Raw genomic sequence first — 16,193 nt, forward strand, 5'->3', positions numbered from 1 at the left:
GGACAACGAGGGAGAGACCGAGGTCGCCGACCGTGACACCCTTTGCACGGAATGTCCCTTTCGTGGGGAAATCATTGACAGGGTTTTCCCCTACTGGGTACATTTACGGCGTATCCATCGACCCTAGGCACAGTGCATAGCGCATATGAGGTCGGCCCGTTCGGTTCCCGCGGCTGCGCGGTGAGGACGGTGGCCGGGAATCCTCTCCCTCGCCGGTCGAAACCGGCGGCACCACGCTCTCGCGAGGCCCTGCCGAAGGGTGCGAGAGCGGCGCGGCGGATCGCGCAGTCGCTCTGGAAGGCAGGACCCCGTCGTGGTCCACAGAATCCTTTCCCTCAGTCTTACGTTCCGAAACCTGATCCTCGGTGTCGCGGCGGCCGTGATGGCCCTGGGCTTCATCCAGCTCCCGAAAGCGGCGTCGACGGACGTCTTCCCGGAGTTCGCCCCGACGCAGGTGCAGATCCAGACCGAGGCGCCGGGCCTGTCGGCGGCCGAGGTCGAGCAGCTCATCACCGTCCCGCTGGAACAGGACCTGCTGAACGGCGTGGCATGGCTCGACGAGATCACCTCCGAGTCCGCCCCCGGTCTGTCGTCCGTCAACCTGGTCTTCGGACCGGGCACGAACGAACAGAAGGCCCGGCAGGCCGTCCAGGAACGCCTGATCCAGGTGGGCGGCCTGCCCCAGGTGGGCAAGCCGCCGGTGATGATCCAGCCGCTGTCGTCCACGAGCCGGGTCATGATGATCGGGCTGTCCTCCAAGGACGTCTCCCGCATCGACATGTCCGTGCTCGCGCGGTGGAACATCAAGCCGCGCCTGCTCGGCATCCCGGGCGTCGCGAACGTGGTCATCTGGGGCGAGCGGGACCGCCAGCTCCAGGTCCAGGTCGACCCCGAGCAGCTGCGCAGCCGGGGCGTCTCCCTCGACCAGGTGGTCCGCACGACGGGCAACGCCCTGTGGGTGTCGCCGCTGACCTTCGTGGAGGCCTCGACCCCGGGCACCGGCGGGTTCATCGACACGCCGAGCCAGCGCCTCGCGATCCAGCACGTGCTGCCCATCACCAAGGCGCAGGACCTGGCTTCGGTGGCCGTGGAGGACACGGCGAGCAAGCAGCTGCGCATCGGTGACGTGGCCACCGTGGTGGAGGACCACCAGCCCCTCATCGGCGACGTGATGCTGAGCAAGGGCCCCGGGATCATGCTGGTGGTCGAGAAGTACCCCGACGCCAACACCCGTGAGGTCACGCACGCCGTCGAAGAGGCGTTGACGGCACTCCAGCCCGGACTGTCCGGCATCACCGTCGACACCCATGTGTACCGGCCGGCGTCCTTCGTCGACACGGCGCTCGACCACGTGGGTCTGTGGGTGCTCGTCGCCGTGCCCGCCGTATCGGTGCTGCTCGGCCTGTACTTCCTCTCCTGGCGCGTCGCCCTGATCAGCCTCGTCTCGATCACCATGGCGGAGATCACCGCCCTGTGGGTGCTCTATCTGCAGGGTTCGACCTTCAACATGATGGTCCTGGCCGGGCTCGCGATCGCTCTCGGCGCCGTCATCGACGACATCGTCATCGGATTCGACCGCATCCAGAGACAGTTCGAGCGCGAAGGCAGGCGCTCCGGTGAACGCCGGTCGGTGGCCGACGTCGTGGTCGACGCCACGGCGGCGGTGCGGCGGCCCGTCTTCTTCGCCACGCTGATCATGCTCCTCGCCGTGGTCCCCGTCGTCTTCCTGAACGGCGTGGGCGGAGCGTTCGCCCGGCCGCTGGCCCTGTCGTACGTGCTCGCGGTGCTCGCCTCCACGGTCGTCGCCCTGACCCTCACGCCCGTACTGGCCTCCCTGCTGCTCGCGCGCACCCGGCTCGGCCACCACAGCAACCCGCTGCTCGGACGGCTGCACCGCGGCTTCGACCGGATCAGCCCGAAGGCCCTGCTCCGGCCGGGCCCGGCGCTGGTCGCGGCCGCCGTGCTCGCCGGCACGGGCTTCGCGGTGTGGCCGCAGCTCGACGGCGCCTCCCCCATCCCGGCCCTGCACCAGCGTGAGCTGCTCATCCAGGTGGAGGCCGCGCCCGGCACGTCGCTGCCGGAGATGAACCAGCTCGGCCAGGCGGCCGCCGCCCGGCTGCGCGCGCTGCCGGGCGTCGAGAGCGTCGGAGCGCACGTGGGCCGCGCCAGGGAGTCCGACCAGGTCGTCAACGTCAACTCCGGTGAGCTCTGGGTCAACCTCAAGAGCTCGGCCGACTACGGAAAGACCGTCGCCGCGATCAACCGCACCATGCACGACCAGGCCGGTCTCGACAGCGACGTCCTGACGTACGAGCAGGCCCGCCTCGACGCGGTGCGGGCCGAGGACGGCTCCGGGCCGCCCGTCACCGTCCGCGTCTACGGCAACGACCTGGGCGTGCTGCGGCAGCAGGCCCAGCAGGTGAGCAAGGTCCTCGCGCAGGTCCCCGGGGTCGTCCGGCCGCAGGTCCCGGCCGTGGCCGAGGAGCCGACCATCGAGGTCAAGGTCGACCTCGCGGCGGCGCGGAGCCACGGGATCAAGCCCGGTGACGTCCGCCGCACGGCCGCCACCTACTTCTCCGGCCTGCCGGTGGGCAGCCTGTACGAGGAGCAGAAGGTCTTCGACGTCGTGGTGTGGGGTTCGCCCGGAACGCGCTCCGCCCCGCAGAACGTCCACGACCTCCTGATCGACACGCCGAACGGCGGCCACGTCCGCCTCGGCGACGTCGCCACCGTCCGCGTCACGCCGTACCCGACGGTCATCGAGCACGACGCCACCTCTCGCAGCCTCGACGTCGTCGCCGACGTCAGCGGGCGTGATCTGAACTCCGTCCTCGACGACGTCAAGAGCCGCGTCCAGGCCATGCCGATGCCGTACGAGTTCCACGCCGAGGTGCAGAGCGACGTCGCGCACCAGCAGAGCCAGGACCTGCGCATCGCGGGTCTGGTGGCCGCCGCGCTGCTCGGCACGTTCCTCCTCCTGCAGGCGGCCTTCGGCAGCTGGCGGGCGGCGACGCTGGTCCTGCTCGCGCTGCCGCTGGCCGGTGTCGGCGGTGTGCTGACCGCGTTCGCCCTCGACGGCGTCACGTCGATCGGCGCGCTCGGCGGCTTCCTGGTCGTGGTGGGCATCGCCGTACGCAACCTGGTGCTGCTGATCCGCGGCTACCAGGAGACGGAGCCGCGCGAGGACGGGTCCGCCGACCCGCAGCGCATCGTCGACGCCACGCGCGACCGGGTCGGCCCGGTCCTGCTGACCGCGCTGGCCACGGCGGTCGCGGTGCTGCCGGCGGTCTTCCTCGGAACCGTCGAGGGCATGGAGGTGCTGCACCCGCTGGCCGTCGTCGTGCTCGGCGGCCTGGTCACCTCGACCCTCGTCACGCTGTTCATCGTGCCCGCCCTCTACATCCGCTTCTTCTCCGCTCCCGGCGGCCGCGGGCAGCTCCGCGGAGGCCCGGAACCCGACCTGTCGACGGCGGGACCGGCCCCGGACGTGCCGGCCGCGGACGACGGCAGGACGGAACGGCGGGAGGAACCGCGGAAGGAACGGCTGGAGGAGCACGGGGAGGAACGGCGGGAGGATCGGCGTGAGGAGCAGCGGGAGGAACGGCGGGAGGCGCCCCCCAGCGCGCCCCCCGGCGGGCCCGGCCGGCGTCGCACCGGGCGACGGTGGGCCGTGGGTCTGTCGGCCGCGGGGCTGCTGCTCGCCGGTGGAGCGGGCCTGACGGCCTGCTCCGACTCGCACTCCTCCTCCGCCTCGGCCGCCGAACACTCCGAGCAGCCGCCCGCCGAGATCGAGCAGGTCCCGGAGGGGAAGATCCCCCGCCTGACCCTGGCCGAGGACACGGCGGACCGGATCCACATCACGACGGAGCCGCTGCGTCAGGCGCCGCTGGACGGCACCGGGCCGCCGCAGACCCTCATCCCGTTGCGAGCGGTGGTCTACGACCCGGAGGGCAAGACCTTCGCCTTCACCAACCCGGAGTCCTTCGTCTACGTCCGGACGCCCGTCGAACTGGGGACGTTCGGTAAGGACTACGCGGTCGTGAAGTCCGGCCTCCCGAAGGGCACGCCCGTCGTGACCGTCGGGGCCGCCGAACTGCTCGGCATCGAGTACGAGACGGACGGCGAGCACTGATGGCCGGGGACCGCAGCACCCTGATGCGCTGGATCGTCCGGTCCAGCCTGCGCTTCCGCTACCTCGTGGTCGCCGCGGCCGCGGTGATGATGGTCGTGGGCATCACGTCGCTGCCCCAGCAGCGGGTGGACGTCTTCCCCGAGTTCGCACCGCCGCGGGTCGAGATCCAGACGACCTGCGTCGGCCTGTCCACGGGCGACGTCGAGTCCCTGGTCACCGTTCCGCTCGAACAGTCCCTCAACGGCCTCAGCGGACTCGACGACCTGCGCTCCGAGTCCATCGCGCAGCTCTCGTCGATCCAGCTGATCTTCCACGAGGGGACGGACATCTTCAAGGCGCGCCAGGAGGTCCAGGAACGGGTGCAGCAGGTGTCGCACTCCCTGCCGACCTGGGCGGCACCACCGGTGATCATGCCGCCGGTCGCGGCGACCAGCCGTGTCATGAAGATCGGGATGTCCTCGGACGACCACTCCGACAAGGCCCTGATGTCCATGTCCATGACGGCGTACTGGGAGGTCAGGGCCCGTCTGCTGCGGGTGCCCGGGGTCGCCAACGTGAGCATCTTCGGCGAGCGGCTGCAGATGATGACCGTGCAGGTGGACCCGCTCAAGATGCAGGCCCACAAGGTCAGTCTCGACGACGTGATGGCGGCCACCGACGGGTCGGTCGACTCCGGTCTGCTGAAGTTCACCACGGGTTCCCTCATCGGCACCGGCGGCTGGATCGAGACCCCCACGCAGCGCCTCGGCATCCGGCACGTGCTGCCGGTCGTGACGCCCGGCGACCTCTCCCAGGTGCCGGTCTCCGCGGCGGGCGGCGGCACCGTCAGGATCGGGGACGTGGCCCGGGTGGAGGAGACCCACCAGCCGCTCGGCGGCAGCGCCATCGTCGGCTCCGACCCCGGTCTGCTGCTGATCGTCGAGAAGCTGCCCTGGGGCGACACCCCGGAGATCACCAAGAACGTCGAGGAGGCCATCGCCTCCCTCGAACCCGGTCTGCCCGGCGTCCACTTCGACACGACCATCTTCCAGCAGCAGGACTTCATCCACACCGCGATCGACAATCTGACCCAGGCCCTGGTGCTCGGCTTCCTGCTCGTCGTCGTGGTGCTCGCGGCGTTCCTCTACGAATGGCGCGTCGCGCTGATCAGCCTGCTGACGATCCCGCTGTCCCTGATGGCGGCCGTGCTCGTGCTCCACTGGCGCGGGGACACCATCAACACGATGGCCCTCGCCGGACTCGTGATCGCGCTGGGCGCCGTCGTGGACGACGCCATCATCGACGTCGAGAACATCCTCAGACGGCTGCGCGAGCACCGGAAGGCCGGCAGCGGCACCTCGGTCGCGAAGATCATCCTCAACGCCTCCCTGGAGGTCCGGAGCCCGATCGTCTACGCGACGATGATCATCGTCGTGGCGACGGTGCCGGTGTTCCTGCTCCAGGGAGTGGCGGGCTCGTTCTTCCGGACGCTGGCCGTCTCGTACACGCTGGCCATCCTCGCCTCCATGGTCGTGGCCCTGACGGTGACCCCCGCCCTGTGCCTGATCATGCTGCGCAGGGCCAAGGTCGAACGCCGGCAGTCCCCGCTGCTCCGCTGGCTGCAGACCGGCTACACGGCGGGACTGCGGCGCATCGTCAAGCGGCCGGTGAACGCCTATCTGGTGTCCGGCGTGCTCGCGGTCGTCGCGGCCCTCCTCGTGCCCCAGCTCAGCCAGTCCCTGCTGCCCTCCTTCAAGGAGCGGGACTTCCTGGTGCACTTCATCACCACACCCGGCACGTCCGTACAGGAAGAGCAGCGCATGGTCTCCCGGCTGAGCCGTGAGGTACGGGCCATCCCGGGAGTGCGCGACGTCTTCGGGGCCCACATCGGGCAGGCGTTCCTGGGCGACGAGATCGCGGGGGTCAACTTCGGCGAGGGCTGGATCGGCATCGAGCCCAAGGCCGACTACGACAAGACCCTCACGCGGATCAAGGAGACCGTGGCGCGGTACGCCGGCATGGAACAGGACGTCCAGACGTACCTCAACGAGCGCGTCGACGAGGTCCTCACCGGCTCCAAGTACCCGGTCGTCGTCCGTCTCTACGGCCAGGACCAGAAGGTCCTGCGCGAGAAGGGCCTGGAACTCCAGGAGAAGATCAGCAAGATCGCCGGCACCGGCGACGTCCACGCCGACCTCCAGGTCGAGGTCCCGCAGGTCCAGGTGCGGGTCGACGTCGACAAGGCGGCGAAGTACGAGCTGAAGCCCGGCGACGTGCGCCGCGCCGCGTCCACGCTCGTGGCCGGCGAGGAGGTCGGGGACATCTTCCGCGGCGGCCGGGCCTACGACACGGTGGTGTGGAGCACCCCCGAGACGCGCGGCAACGTGGCGGCCATCAGCCGGCTCCCGATCGACACGCCCGCCGGGACCACGGTGCCGCTCGGTGACGTCGCCCAGGTGGTCATCGAGCCCCAGCCGAACGTGATCGCGCGGGAGAACGGTTCGCGGCACCTCGACGTGAACGCCTCCCTCTCCGGACGCGGCCTCAGCGGTGTCGTCTCGGACGTCAAGAAGGCGATCGCCTCCACGGACTTCCCCCGCGGCTACCACACGGAGCTCCTCGGCGAGCACGAGGAGCGGCAGGCCGCCCAGCGGGTCCTGTTCTACAGCGCGATCTTCGCCGCTCTGGCGATCTTCGTCCTGCTCCAGGTCTCCTTCCACAGCTGGCGGCTCGCGCTGCTGTCGTTCCTCACCCTGCCCATGGCCCTGGTCGGCGGCGTCTTCGCCGTCTGGATCGCCGGCGGGAACATCACCCTCGGTTCCCTGGTCGGCTTCTTCACCGTGCTCGGCATCGCCGCGCGCAACGGCATCCTGATGATCAACCACTTCCAGCACCTGGAGGAGCACGAGGGCATGGCCTTCGGACCCGCCCTGGTGCTGCGCGGTGCGCGCGAACGGCTGTCCCCCATCCTGATGACCTCGCTGGCGACCGGACTCGCGGTCCTGCCGCTGGTCTTCCTCGGCAACCGGCCGGGCCACGAGATCGAGTACCCGCTCGCCGTGGTCATCGTGGGCGGTCTGGTTACGTCCACCCTGCTGAATTTGCTGGTCGTGCCCTCCTTGTACCTGCGTTTCGGCAAGGGCTTCAGACGCCACAGGCCGCAGCATGAGGCGGCCGCCACGCACTGAGGCAGGCGGCGGACGGGGCCGCCGCCTCTCGGTGGAGCCCCACCCTGGCTCCACCGAGAGGATCAAGCTGAATGCCCCGTCGCCTGCGCGCGTCCGCTGCCCTGCTGAGCCCGATCGTCACCGCGCTGCTCCTCGCCCCCGGCACGGCGACCGCCGACGCCCCCAAGGCCCCCTCTCCCGCCACGGCGCACAGCGGTGCGCGCGCGCAGAACGGCTGCGGAAACCCGCCCGCCCTGCGCCCGTACGCCTTCCCCGCCGCTCCGCGGGTGACCAACAGGTTCCTTCCGCTGAAGCCCGGGACCCGGCTGGTCCTCAAGGGCGACGTCGCCGGTGAGGACCACACGGTGGTGACGACGGTGACCGACCTGACCAAGGTCATCGACGGCGTCCGCACCGTGGTGGTGTTCGACCAGGACCTCAACGGCAACAAGGTCCAGGAGTCGGAGCTGGCCTTCTTCGCCCAGGACTGGCGCGGAGCGGTCTGGCGCCTCGGGGAGTACCCGGAGCTCTACGAGAACGGCAAGCTCACCGGCGCCCCCGACACCTGGATCTCCGGCGTGCAGGACGCCAAGGCGGGCATCGCCATGCTGGCCCGGCCGCGCGTGGGCTCCCCCACCTACACCGAGGGCCTGGCTCCAGAGATCGACTTCCTGGACTGCGCCACGGTGTTCCAGACCGGGCAGAGCGTCTGCGTCCCGGTCGCCTGCTTCGACGACGTCCTCGTGACGGACGAGTTCGCGCCGCTCGACCCCGAGGGCGGCCACCAGCGGAAGTCGTACGCGCCCCACGTCGGCAACATCAAGGTGGTGCCCGTGGGCGAGGCGAACCCGGAGACCCTGTCCCTGACCGAGTTCACCCGGCTCAGCGCCAAGCAGCTCGCGGCCGTCGACAAGGAGGTCCTCAAGCAGGACAAGCGCGGCTACAAGATCAGCCCCGACGTGTACGGCACCACCCCGCCCGCGGAGCCCGCCCTCGTGAAGGGGCTCGTGCCCGCGCTGTCGGACCGGCGAGACGGAGGGCGCGCGGCACCGCGCGCCCTTCAGCTCCGGTTCAGGTGACCCGGGTCACAATCAGGACATGCGGGTTCTGATCGTGGACGACGAGGAGCGGTTCGCCGAGGGGCTCCGCAACGGCCTGGAGGCGGAGGGCTTCGCCGTCGACGTCGCCCTGGACGGCACGGACGGCCTGTGGCGGGCCCGCGAGCACGCGTACGACGCGATCGTCCTCGACATCATGCTCCCCGGCCTGAACGGCTACCGCGTCTGCGCCACCCTGCGCGCCGAGGGGAACTGGACCCCGATCCTCATGCTCACCGCCAAGGAAGGCGAGTGGGACGAGGTGGAGGGGCTCGACACCGGCGCCGACGACTACCTGACGAAGCCCTTCTCGTACGCCGTGCTGCTCGCCCGGCTGCGTGCGCTGCTGCGCCGCGAACCCCGCGAGCGGCCCGCCGCCCTCACCGCCGGTGACCTGCGGCTCGACCCGGCGGCCAAGGAGGTGTCGCGGGGCGGTGTACGGGTCGAGCTGACCGCGCGCGAGCTGGCCCTGCTCGAGTTCCTCCTGCGCCGGCGCGGCGAGACCCTGTCCAAGCAGGAGATCCTCGCGCACGTCTGGGACGACGCCTTCGAGGGCGACCCGAACATCGTCGAGGTGTACGTCCGGCACCTCAGGAACAAGCTGGACCGGCCCTTCGGCCGGGCGTCCATCGAGACCGTACGGGGCTGCGGCTACCGCCTCGCCCCCGGCGGAGGGTAGGCGGCCATGGGCGTGCGGTTCTGGTCGACCGTGGCGGCCGTCCTCGTCGTGGCGGTGGGCCTGATCGCGGGAGCGGTGGCCCTGATCGCGCTCCTGCGGGCCGAACTGACCGACGACGTACGGCAGACCGTGAAGACCCGGGCCGAGCAGGTGGCGGCCGTCATCGAGTCGGGGCACGGGGTGCCGTCCCTGACCGTGAGCGAGCAGAACGACCAGTTCGTGCAGGTCCTGGACGGGCGGCGGGACGTGATCGCGAGCAGCCCGAACGTCAAGGACCTGCCAGCCCTGGCCGATCCGCGGCGGGGCTCCGAGTCCACCCTCACGACGCCGCTCGACGAGGACCGGTTCCTGGTGGTGGCGGTCACCGCCGAAGCGCCCGGCGGGAACCGGACCGTCCTGGTCGGGCAGACCCTCGCCGCGGTCGACGAGTCGACCCGGATCGTCACCCGGCTGCTCGTCACGGGGCTTCCCCTCCTGATGCTCGTGGTGGCCGGTGCGACCTGGATGGCGGTCGGGCGGGCGCTCTCGCCGGTGGCGGCCATCAGCTCGGAGGTCGACGCGATCTCGGCGGCGGAGCTGCACCGCAGGGTGCCGCTCCCGCCCGGCCGCGACGAGATCGCGCGCCTCGCCGCCACGATGAACCGCATGCTGGACCGGCTCGAACGGGCGCAGAGCGCCCAGCGCCGGTTCGTCTCCGACGCCTCGCACGAGCTGCGTTCCCCGGTGGCGTCCATCCGGCAGCACGTCGAGGTCGCACTCGCCCACCCCGACCGGCTGACGGACCGGGCGACGAACGAGCGGCTCGCCAGGACCGTGCTCGGCGAGGACCTGCGGATCCAGCGCCTGGTCGAGGACCTGCTGCTGCTCGCCCGCGCCGACGAGGACGCGCTGCGCCCCCGGATGCGGCCGGTGGACCTCGACGACCTGGTCCTCGACGAGGTGCGCCGGCTGCGCCGGGAGGCACCCGGGCTGCGGATCGGTTCGGTCGGGGTGTCGGCGGCGCGGCGGCGGGCGGACCCGCGGGGCCTGAGCCGGGTGGTGCGCAACCTCGGCGACAACGCGGCCCGGCACGCCCGCTCCGAGGTCGCCTTCGACCTCGCCGAACTGCCGGACGGCCGGGTGCTGCTCGGCGTGGAGGACGACGGTCCCGGCGTGCCGCCGGCGGACCGCGAGCGGGTCTTCGAACGGTTCGTACGCCTCGACGAGGCACGGTCCCGCTGGACGCCCGACGGGGGCGACGCGGGCGGCGCCGCCGGCAGCGGACTCGGGCTCGCCATCGTCGCCGAACTGGTCGCGGCGTACGGCGGTACGGCGACGGTGACCGACGGGCGGCTCGGCGGGGCCCGCTTCGAGGTGGTGCTCCCGCCGGACCCGGCGGTCTGAGACCGGGCGGCCTGAGACCCTGCGACCTGAGACCGTGCGACCGCTCCTGAAGGCCGGTTCAGTTCCGTTCAGGCTCCGTTCAGCCCCCGGGTGGCAGCGTCGGTGTCACGGCAGAGGAGGCAGCCATGAGGAACAGACGACCCGCGACCGTGCTGACCGCGGCCCTGGCCGCGACCCTCGCGAGCGGGGCCTGCAGCGCCGGTGCCGTCGGCGGCGGATCCGCGAACGGAACCTCGGCGACGGGCTCCGAGTGCGTGCGGATCGTGGGGGAGAACGGCACGAAGTCCGACGAGTGCCTGCCGCTCTCGCCGGAGCAGACCCGGGTCGACCGGGTCACGCCCGTGTTCAGCCGGCCGACCGAGATCACCAACCCGCTCCACGCCAGTTCGGAGCTCCAGCAGGTGATCTACGACGGTCATGTCGACGGCAAGCCGTTCCGTACGGAGCTCACTCTGCTGCCCCACATCGAGACCGTCACCGTGAACGGCGAGCAGGTCCGGGCGCGCACGCTCCAGTTCATGTCCTTCTCGGACGGCCGGGTCCAGGAGGTCGCGCGCGACTGGTTCGCGCAGGCCGACGACGGATCGGTCTGGTACCTCGGCGAGGAGGTCTTCAACTACGAGGACGGGGTGGTCGCGGACACGCACGGCAGCTGGCGGGCCGGGAACGCCGGACCGGCCGCGATGATCATGCCGAGGGGGCCCAGGGCCGGTGACGTGTTCCGGCCGGAGAACATCCCGGGCACGGTCTTCGAGGAGGTCACCGTGAAGGCCGTCGGGCAGACGGTCCCCGGGCCGTACGGACCCGTCAAGGGCGCGATCAGGACGGCCGAGATCAACCTGGACGGCTCGCGCGAGAACAAGGTCATCGCCCCCGGGTACGGCGAACTCACCATCGACGAGCCCGGCCCCGACCTGGAGGCCGTCACGCTGGCCGTACCGACGGACGTCACGCCCGGCCCCGTACCCGCCGAGCTCGCGGCCCTGTCGGCGGCGGTCCGCGCGGCGCACGCCGGGGCGACCGAGGAGGCCGTGGCGAAGGTGCAAACCGCCTGGGACGCGTACCGGGCCTCCGACCGGGTGCCCGGGCTGCTCGTCGAGCAGATGGACAAGGACGTCGCCTCGCTCACCGCGGCCGTCAAGGCCCGCGACGCGGAGCTCGTCCGCGGTGCCGTGCTCCGGGTCGCCCAGAACGAGCTCGACCTGCACCTGCGGTACCAGCCGCTGGAGACCGTCGAGGCCGCCCGGATGCAGATGTGGGCGCGCCAGTCGACGCTGGACGGCGCCGCCCGGGACGCGGGCGCGATCGCCGGCGACGTGGCCGGCCTCGAACTCACCTGGGACCGCGTCAAGGACGACGCGGACCCGGCCCGGGCAGCCCGGATCACCGCCGCGCTGCATGCCCTGCGCGACGCGGCCGACCGTCAGGACGCGACGGTCGCCCAGCAGGCGACGGCCGGCGTCACGGCCGCCCTCAACTCCGGCTGACCGCAGGGATGACCGCGCTCCCCGCCGGTGCGCGTGGCGGGGTCTCGGGGTCCGTGCTCCTCAGGTGAGGGTGAGGCCGCCGTCGACGGGGACGATCGCCCCGGTCAGGTACGAGCCGCCCGGTTCGGCCAGCGTGGTGATCCACCACGCCACGTCCTCGGGCGTCGCCACCCGCCCGGTCGGGATGCGCTGCGCGATCTGGTCCAGGAAGCCCTGGTACCGGGCGTCCGACATGCCGGCGCGCTGCCCGATGCCGGTGTCCGTGACGCCCGGCGCCACCGAGACCACGCGGATGCCGCGCGGTGCCAGTTCGACCGCCCACGCGCGGGTGAACTGGTTCAGGCCCGCCTTCGCCGCCATGTAGACCGCGTTGTCCGGGAAGCCCTGGGTGGTCAGCGACGCCGCCGTGCTGACGTTGACGATGGTGCCGCCCGTCTTCTCCAGCTCGTCCAGCGCCGCCCGGGCGAGGAACGCGGGCGCCACCAGGTCCGTGGTGAACTGCCGCTCCACGGCGGCCCGGTCGAGCTTCGCCAGCGGCGCGAAGGAGCCGGTCGCCGCGTTGTTCACCAGGACGTCCAGGCGGCCGAAGGCGCGCAGCGCGGCCTCCACCACCCGCTCGCCGGCGCCGGGGCCGGTCACGTCCGCCACCAGGGTCCGGATGTTCTCGTGCCCGGCGGCGGTCTCGTCCAGCGTGGCCGCGGTGCGGCCCACCACGAGGACCCGGTCGCCGCGCTCCGCGAACCGGAGGGCCGCCGCGCGTCCGATCCCCGTCCCACCACCCGTGATGATCACTGCCCGTGTCGTCATGGCGGCGACCGTACGGCGCCGGGCTCGAGACGGGGTCGATCCTCAGCCCTGCGGCCGGTCGTCGCGGGTGATGACGCGCTCCGCCACGAGCAGCTCCCCGTCCCGGCGCACCAGCCTGTCCCGCATCACGCAGGACAGCTCGATCCTCGGCACCCCGCCGCGCGGAGTCGCCAGGATCTCCACGTACGACACCGCTTCGACCCCGTCGGCGGCCGGACTGACCGTCGTCATCGTGACCCAGTGCCGATGGACCTCCTCGGCGGCGGCCCGGCCCGCCACGGCCGCGCGGGCTCCCGCCTCGATGCCGTCCCGGCCGCGCACCGGCCGCGTCATGGACGGGGACGCGAAGGACGCGTCGTCGGTGAAGGTGCGTGCCCAGGCCGTGGCGGCTCCGCCGTCCAGGAGGTGCATGTGCCGGGCGTAGAAGCGTTGGACGGCGACGGCGTCGATGTCTGCGTCGGTGCCGTCGCCGTGCGTGCGGGGCGTGGTGGTCACGGTGCCTCCCGGTGCGGTGGTCGTCGTCGGGGGCCGAGTCTGGCGGAGCCGCGTCGAGACCGGCTCGACCCCAGGGCCGGGGCCGGCCGTGTCGAGCCGTCTTCCAATGCCCTTTGAGCGGGGGCCGCGAGGCTGGCCGCTGTCGCTCAGGAGGTGACCGTGCGCATCATTGACCTGTCCTCGCCGGTGGACGCCGGCTCGTTCGAACCGGACCCCGTGGTCCACGAGGTGCTGACCCCGCGCGAGGGCGCGCTGCACATGCGCGACGAGATGCGGGCCCACTTCGGCCTGGAGTTCGACCCCGACGACCTGCCGGACGGCGAGTTCCTCTCGCTGGACCGCCTGAGTCTGACCACCCACACCGGCACGCATGTCGACGCGCCCTCCCACTACGGCTCCCGGACCACGTACGGCACCGGCGTGCCCCGGCACATCGACGCGATGCCGCTGGACTGGTTCCTCGGCCCCGGTGTGGTCCTCGACGTACGGGGCCGCGAGGCCGGCGTCGTCGGGGAGGCCGACCTGCGCAAGGAACTCGACCGGATCGGGCACGTCCTCGCCCCGCTCGACATCGTGGTGCTGAACACCGGAGCGGACGCCTGGGCGGGGACGCAGCGGTACTTCACCGACTTCGTGGGCCTCGACGCGGGTGCGATCGCCTTCCTGCTCGACGCGGGCGTGAAGGTCGTCGGCACCGACGCGTTCAGCCTGGACGCGCCGTTCGGCACCGTCATCGACGCCTACCGTCGCACCGGTGACAAGGCCGTGCTGTGGCCCGCCCACGTCGCCGGCCGGCACCGGGAGTACTGCCAGGTCGAGCGGCTGTCCGGCCTTGACCTGCTGCCCGCCCCGACCGGCTTCCGCATCGCCTGCTTCCCGGTGAAGGTGGCCGGCGCGGGCGCCGGCTGGACCCGTGCCGTCGCGCTCGTCGACGAGGCCCCCTGACCCGCCCGGGACACCCCCCGGCCCCTCCCGCACCCCCTGCTCCAGCGGCGTGCCGACCGACGCCGTGGACCGCAGCCGACCCGAGGAGAATCGCATGTACAGCACGGACCTCGCCGAGGTCTACGAGATGGTGTACCGCAGCCGCGGCAAGGACTGGGCCGCAGAGGCCGAGGCCGTCGCGGACCTGGCACGCGGACACGCCCCGGACGCCGACTCGCTGCTCGACGTGGCCTGCGGCACAGCCGCCCACCTGGGCCCCTTCAGCAAGCTCTTCACGACGGCGGAGGGGCTGGAGATCGCCGCGCCGATGCGTGACCTCGCGCTGCGCCGCAGGCCCGGACTGACCATCCACCAAGGGGACATGCGCGACTTCGACCTGGGGCGCACGTACTCCGTCGTGACGTGCATGTTCTGTGCGATCGGCTATCTCGGCAGCGTCGAGGAGATGCGCTCGGCGATCGCGTCGATGAGCCGGCACCTCGAACCGGGCGGCGTGCTCGTCGTCGAACCCTGGTGGTTCCCCGAGCAGTTCTCCGAGGGCTTCGTCGCCGGCGACCTGGCGCGCGAGGGTGACCGGACCGTCGCGCGGATCTCCCACTCCACGCTCCAGGGCCGGGCGACCCGGATGGAGGTGCGGTTCCTCGTCGGCGATCCCGACGGCATCCGCACCTTCACCGAGATCGACGTCCTGACCCTCTTCTCGCGCGAGGAGTACGAGTCGGCCTTCCGTGACGCCGGCTGCTCCGTCGTGTACCGGCCGGGCGACCCGACCGGCCGCGGCCTGTTCGTCGGCGTCAAGGAGGGCGGGCGATGACCACGTACGTCTGGGACTACCTGCGGGAGTACGCGGCGGAGCGCGAGGAGATCCTCGACGCCGTCGACACCGTCTTCCGGTCCGGGCGGCTCGTCCTCGGCGCCTCCGTCGCCGGATTCGAGCAGGAGTTCGCGGACCACCACGGCGTGGAGCACTGCGTGAGTGTGGACAACGGCACCAACGCCATCGTCCTCGGTCTTCAGGCCCTCGGCGTGAAGCCCGGCGACGAGGTCGTCACCGTCGCCAACACGGCTGCCCCGACCGTGCTCGCCATCGACGCGGTCGGCGCCACCCCGGTCTTCGTGGACGTGCGCGAGGACGACCACCTCATGCGCACCGACCAGCTCGCCGGGGTGATCACCGAGAGGACCGCCGCGATCGTCCCCGTCCACCTCTACGGGCAGTGCGTCGACATGGCGCCGGTCACCGAGCTCGCCGCCCGTCACGGCCTGAAGGTGCTGGAGGACTGCGCGCAGGCCCACGGCGCCCGGCACCACGGCCGGCTGGCCGGCACCATGGGCGACGCCGCCGCCTTCTCCTTCTACCCGACGAAGGTGCTGGGCGCGTACGGCGACGGCGGCGCCGTCCTGACCCGCGACGCGGACGTGGCGGCGGCCCTGCGCCGGCTGCGCTACTACGGCATGGAGGAGCGGTACTACGTTGTCGGCACCCCGGGACACAACAGCCGGCTCGACGAGGTCCAGGCGGAGATCCTCCGCCGCAAGCTCAAGCGCCTCGACGCCTACGTCGAGGGCCGCCGCGCCGTGGCGCGCCGCTACGAGGTGGGGCTGGCCGGCACCGATCTGCTCCTCCCCTCGAACGCGGTGGGAAACGATCACGTCCACTATGTCCACGTGGTCCGCCACCCCGAGCGGGACCGGATCATCGAGCGCCTCAAGGACTACGGCATCGAGCTGAACATCAGCTACCCGTGGCCCGTGCACCGCATGACCGGCTTCGCCCACCTCGGCTACGCGGAGGGCAGCCTGCCGGTGACCGAGCGGCTGGCGGAGGAGATCTTCTCGCTCCCGATGTACCCGTCCCTGCCGCCGGACACCCAGGAGAAGGTCATCGCGGCGATCCGCGAGGTCGTCGCCGGTCTCTGAGCCGGCGCCCCGGTCCCCTCCGGGGCCGGGGGGGGGGGGGGGGGGGGGGGGGGGGGGGGGGGGGGGGGGGGGGGGGGGGGGGGGGGAGAGGGGGGGGGGGGG

General features: G+C 71.9%; 11 protein-coding genes. 9 read left to right on the forward strand and 2 right to left on the reverse strand.

The features are described 5' to 3' along the window. Positions 1–313 precede the first annotated feature (313 nt). The 6 genes from ACZ7HT_RS25705 to ACZ7HT_RS25730 all read left to right on the forward strand — a co-directional run bounded on the left by ACZ7HT_RS25705 (position 314) and on the right by ACZ7HT_RS25730 (position 11,924). Complete coding sequence (locus tag ACZ7HT_RS25705) at positions 314–4,132, forward strand: efflux RND transporter permease subunit (protein WP_471170199.1); 3,819 nt, start codon at positions 314–316, stop codon at positions 4,130–4,132. After that, positions 4,132–7,299, forward strand: coding sequence for an efflux RND transporter permease subunit (locus ACZ7HT_RS25710; protein ID WP_471170201.1), 3,168 nt, complete (start codon positions 4,132–4,134; stop codon positions 7,297–7,299). Before ACZ7HT_RS25705 ends, ACZ7HT_RS25710 begins: the two co-directional genes overlap by 1 nt. Positions 7,300–7,370: 71 nt before the next feature. Further along, positions 7,371–8,357, forward strand: coding sequence for a hypothetical protein (locus ACZ7HT_RS25715; RefSeq protein WP_471170204.1), 987 nt, complete (start codon positions 7,371–7,373; stop codon positions 8,355–8,357). A 19-nt stretch (positions 8,358–8,376) separates the two neighbouring features. Beyond that, the gene (locus tag ACZ7HT_RS25720; RefSeq protein WP_471170207.1) at positions 8,377–9,054 is read left to right on the forward strand and encodes a response regulator transcription factor; all 678 of its coding nucleotides are present in this window, start codon (positions 8,377–8,379) and stop codon (positions 9,052–9,054) included. Positions 9,055–9,060: 6 nt separating this feature from the next. Next, on the forward strand, positions 9,061–10,437 hold the full coding sequence (locus tag ACZ7HT_RS25725; RefSeq protein ID WP_471170210.1) for a sensor histidine kinase: 1,377 nt from the start codon (positions 9,061–9,063) through the stop codon (positions 10,435–10,437). A gap of 125 nt (positions 10,438–10,562) precedes the next feature. Continuing rightward, positions 10,563–11,924 (forward strand): hypothetical protein, encoded by a 1,362-nt coding sequence (locus ACZ7HT_RS25730; protein WP_471170213.1) that lies wholly within the window; start codon positions 10,563–10,565, stop codon positions 11,922–11,924. A gap of 60 nt (positions 11,925–11,984) precedes the next feature. Here ACZ7HT_RS25730 and ACZ7HT_RS25735 read toward each other — a convergent pair whose 3' ends face one another. Together ACZ7HT_RS25735 and ACZ7HT_RS25740 are read right to left on the reverse strand one after the other, a co-directional pair. After that, on the reverse strand, positions 11,985–12,716 hold the full coding sequence (locus ACZ7HT_RS25735; protein WP_471170364.1) for an SDR family NAD(P)-dependent oxidoreductase: 732 nt from the start codon (positions 12,714–12,716) through the stop codon (positions 11,985–11,987). Positions 12,717–12,773: 57 nt separating this feature from the next. Then, positions 12,774–13,226, reverse strand: coding sequence for a nuclear transport factor 2 family protein (locus ACZ7HT_RS25740; RefSeq protein WP_471170216.1), 453 nt, complete (start codon positions 13,224–13,226; stop codon positions 12,774–12,776). A 159-nt stretch (positions 13,227–13,385) separates the two neighbouring features. Between ACZ7HT_RS25740 and ACZ7HT_RS25745 the strand changes: the two genes are divergently transcribed. The 3 genes from ACZ7HT_RS25745 to ACZ7HT_RS25755 all read left to right on the forward strand — a co-directional run bounded on the left by ACZ7HT_RS25745 (position 13,386) and on the right by ACZ7HT_RS25755 (position 16,091). Next, on the forward strand, positions 13,386–14,171 hold the full coding sequence (locus tag ACZ7HT_RS25745; protein WP_471170219.1) for a cyclase family protein: 786 nt from the start codon (positions 13,386–13,388) through the stop codon (positions 14,169–14,171). A 94-nt stretch (positions 14,172–14,265) separates the two neighbouring features. Further along, positions 14,266–14,985, forward strand: a complete 720-nt coding sequence (locus ACZ7HT_RS25750; RefSeq protein WP_471170222.1) for a class I SAM-dependent methyltransferase — start codon at positions 14,266–14,268, stop codon at positions 14,983–14,985. Further along, positions 14,982–16,091: a DegT/DnrJ/EryC1/StrS family aminotransferase gene (locus tag ACZ7HT_RS25755; protein ID WP_471170226.1), complete on the forward strand. Its 1,110-nt coding sequence runs from the start codon at positions 14,982–14,984 to the stop codon at positions 16,089–16,091. Before ACZ7HT_RS25750 ends, ACZ7HT_RS25755 begins: the two co-directional genes overlap by 4 nt. Positions 16,092–16,193: the final 102 nt, after the last annotated feature.

Source organism: Streptomyces sp. NPDC037410, assembly GCF_055602235.1.

Coding starts and splice junctions, on each gene's coding strand:
- ACZ7HT_RS25730 (WP_471170213.1), top strand. CDS start 10,563: ATGAGGAACAGACGACCCGCGACCGTGCTGACCGCGGCCCTGGCCGCG.
- ACZ7HT_RS25720 (WP_471170207.1), top strand. CDS start 8,377: ATGCGGGTTCTGATCGTGGACGACGAGGAGCGGTTCGCCGAGGGGCTC.
- ACZ7HT_RS25710 (WP_471170201.1), top strand. CDS start 4,132: ATGGCCGGGGACCGCAGCACCCTGATGCGCTGGATCGTCCGGTCCAGC.
- ACZ7HT_RS25750 (WP_471170222.1), top strand. CDS start 14,266: ATGTACAGCACGGACCTCGCCGAGGTCTACGAGATGGTGTACCGCAGC.
- ACZ7HT_RS25725 (WP_471170210.1), top strand. CDS start 9,061: ATGGGCGTGCGGTTCTGGTCGACCGTGGCGGCCGTCCTCGTCGTGGCG.
- ACZ7HT_RS25715 (WP_471170204.1), top strand. CDS start 7,371: ATGCCCCGTCGCCTGCGCGCGTCCGCTGCCCTGCTGAGCCCGATCGTC.
- ACZ7HT_RS25755 (WP_471170226.1), top strand. CDS start 14,982: ATGACCACGTACGTCTGGGACTACCTGCGGGAGTACGCGGCGGAGCGC.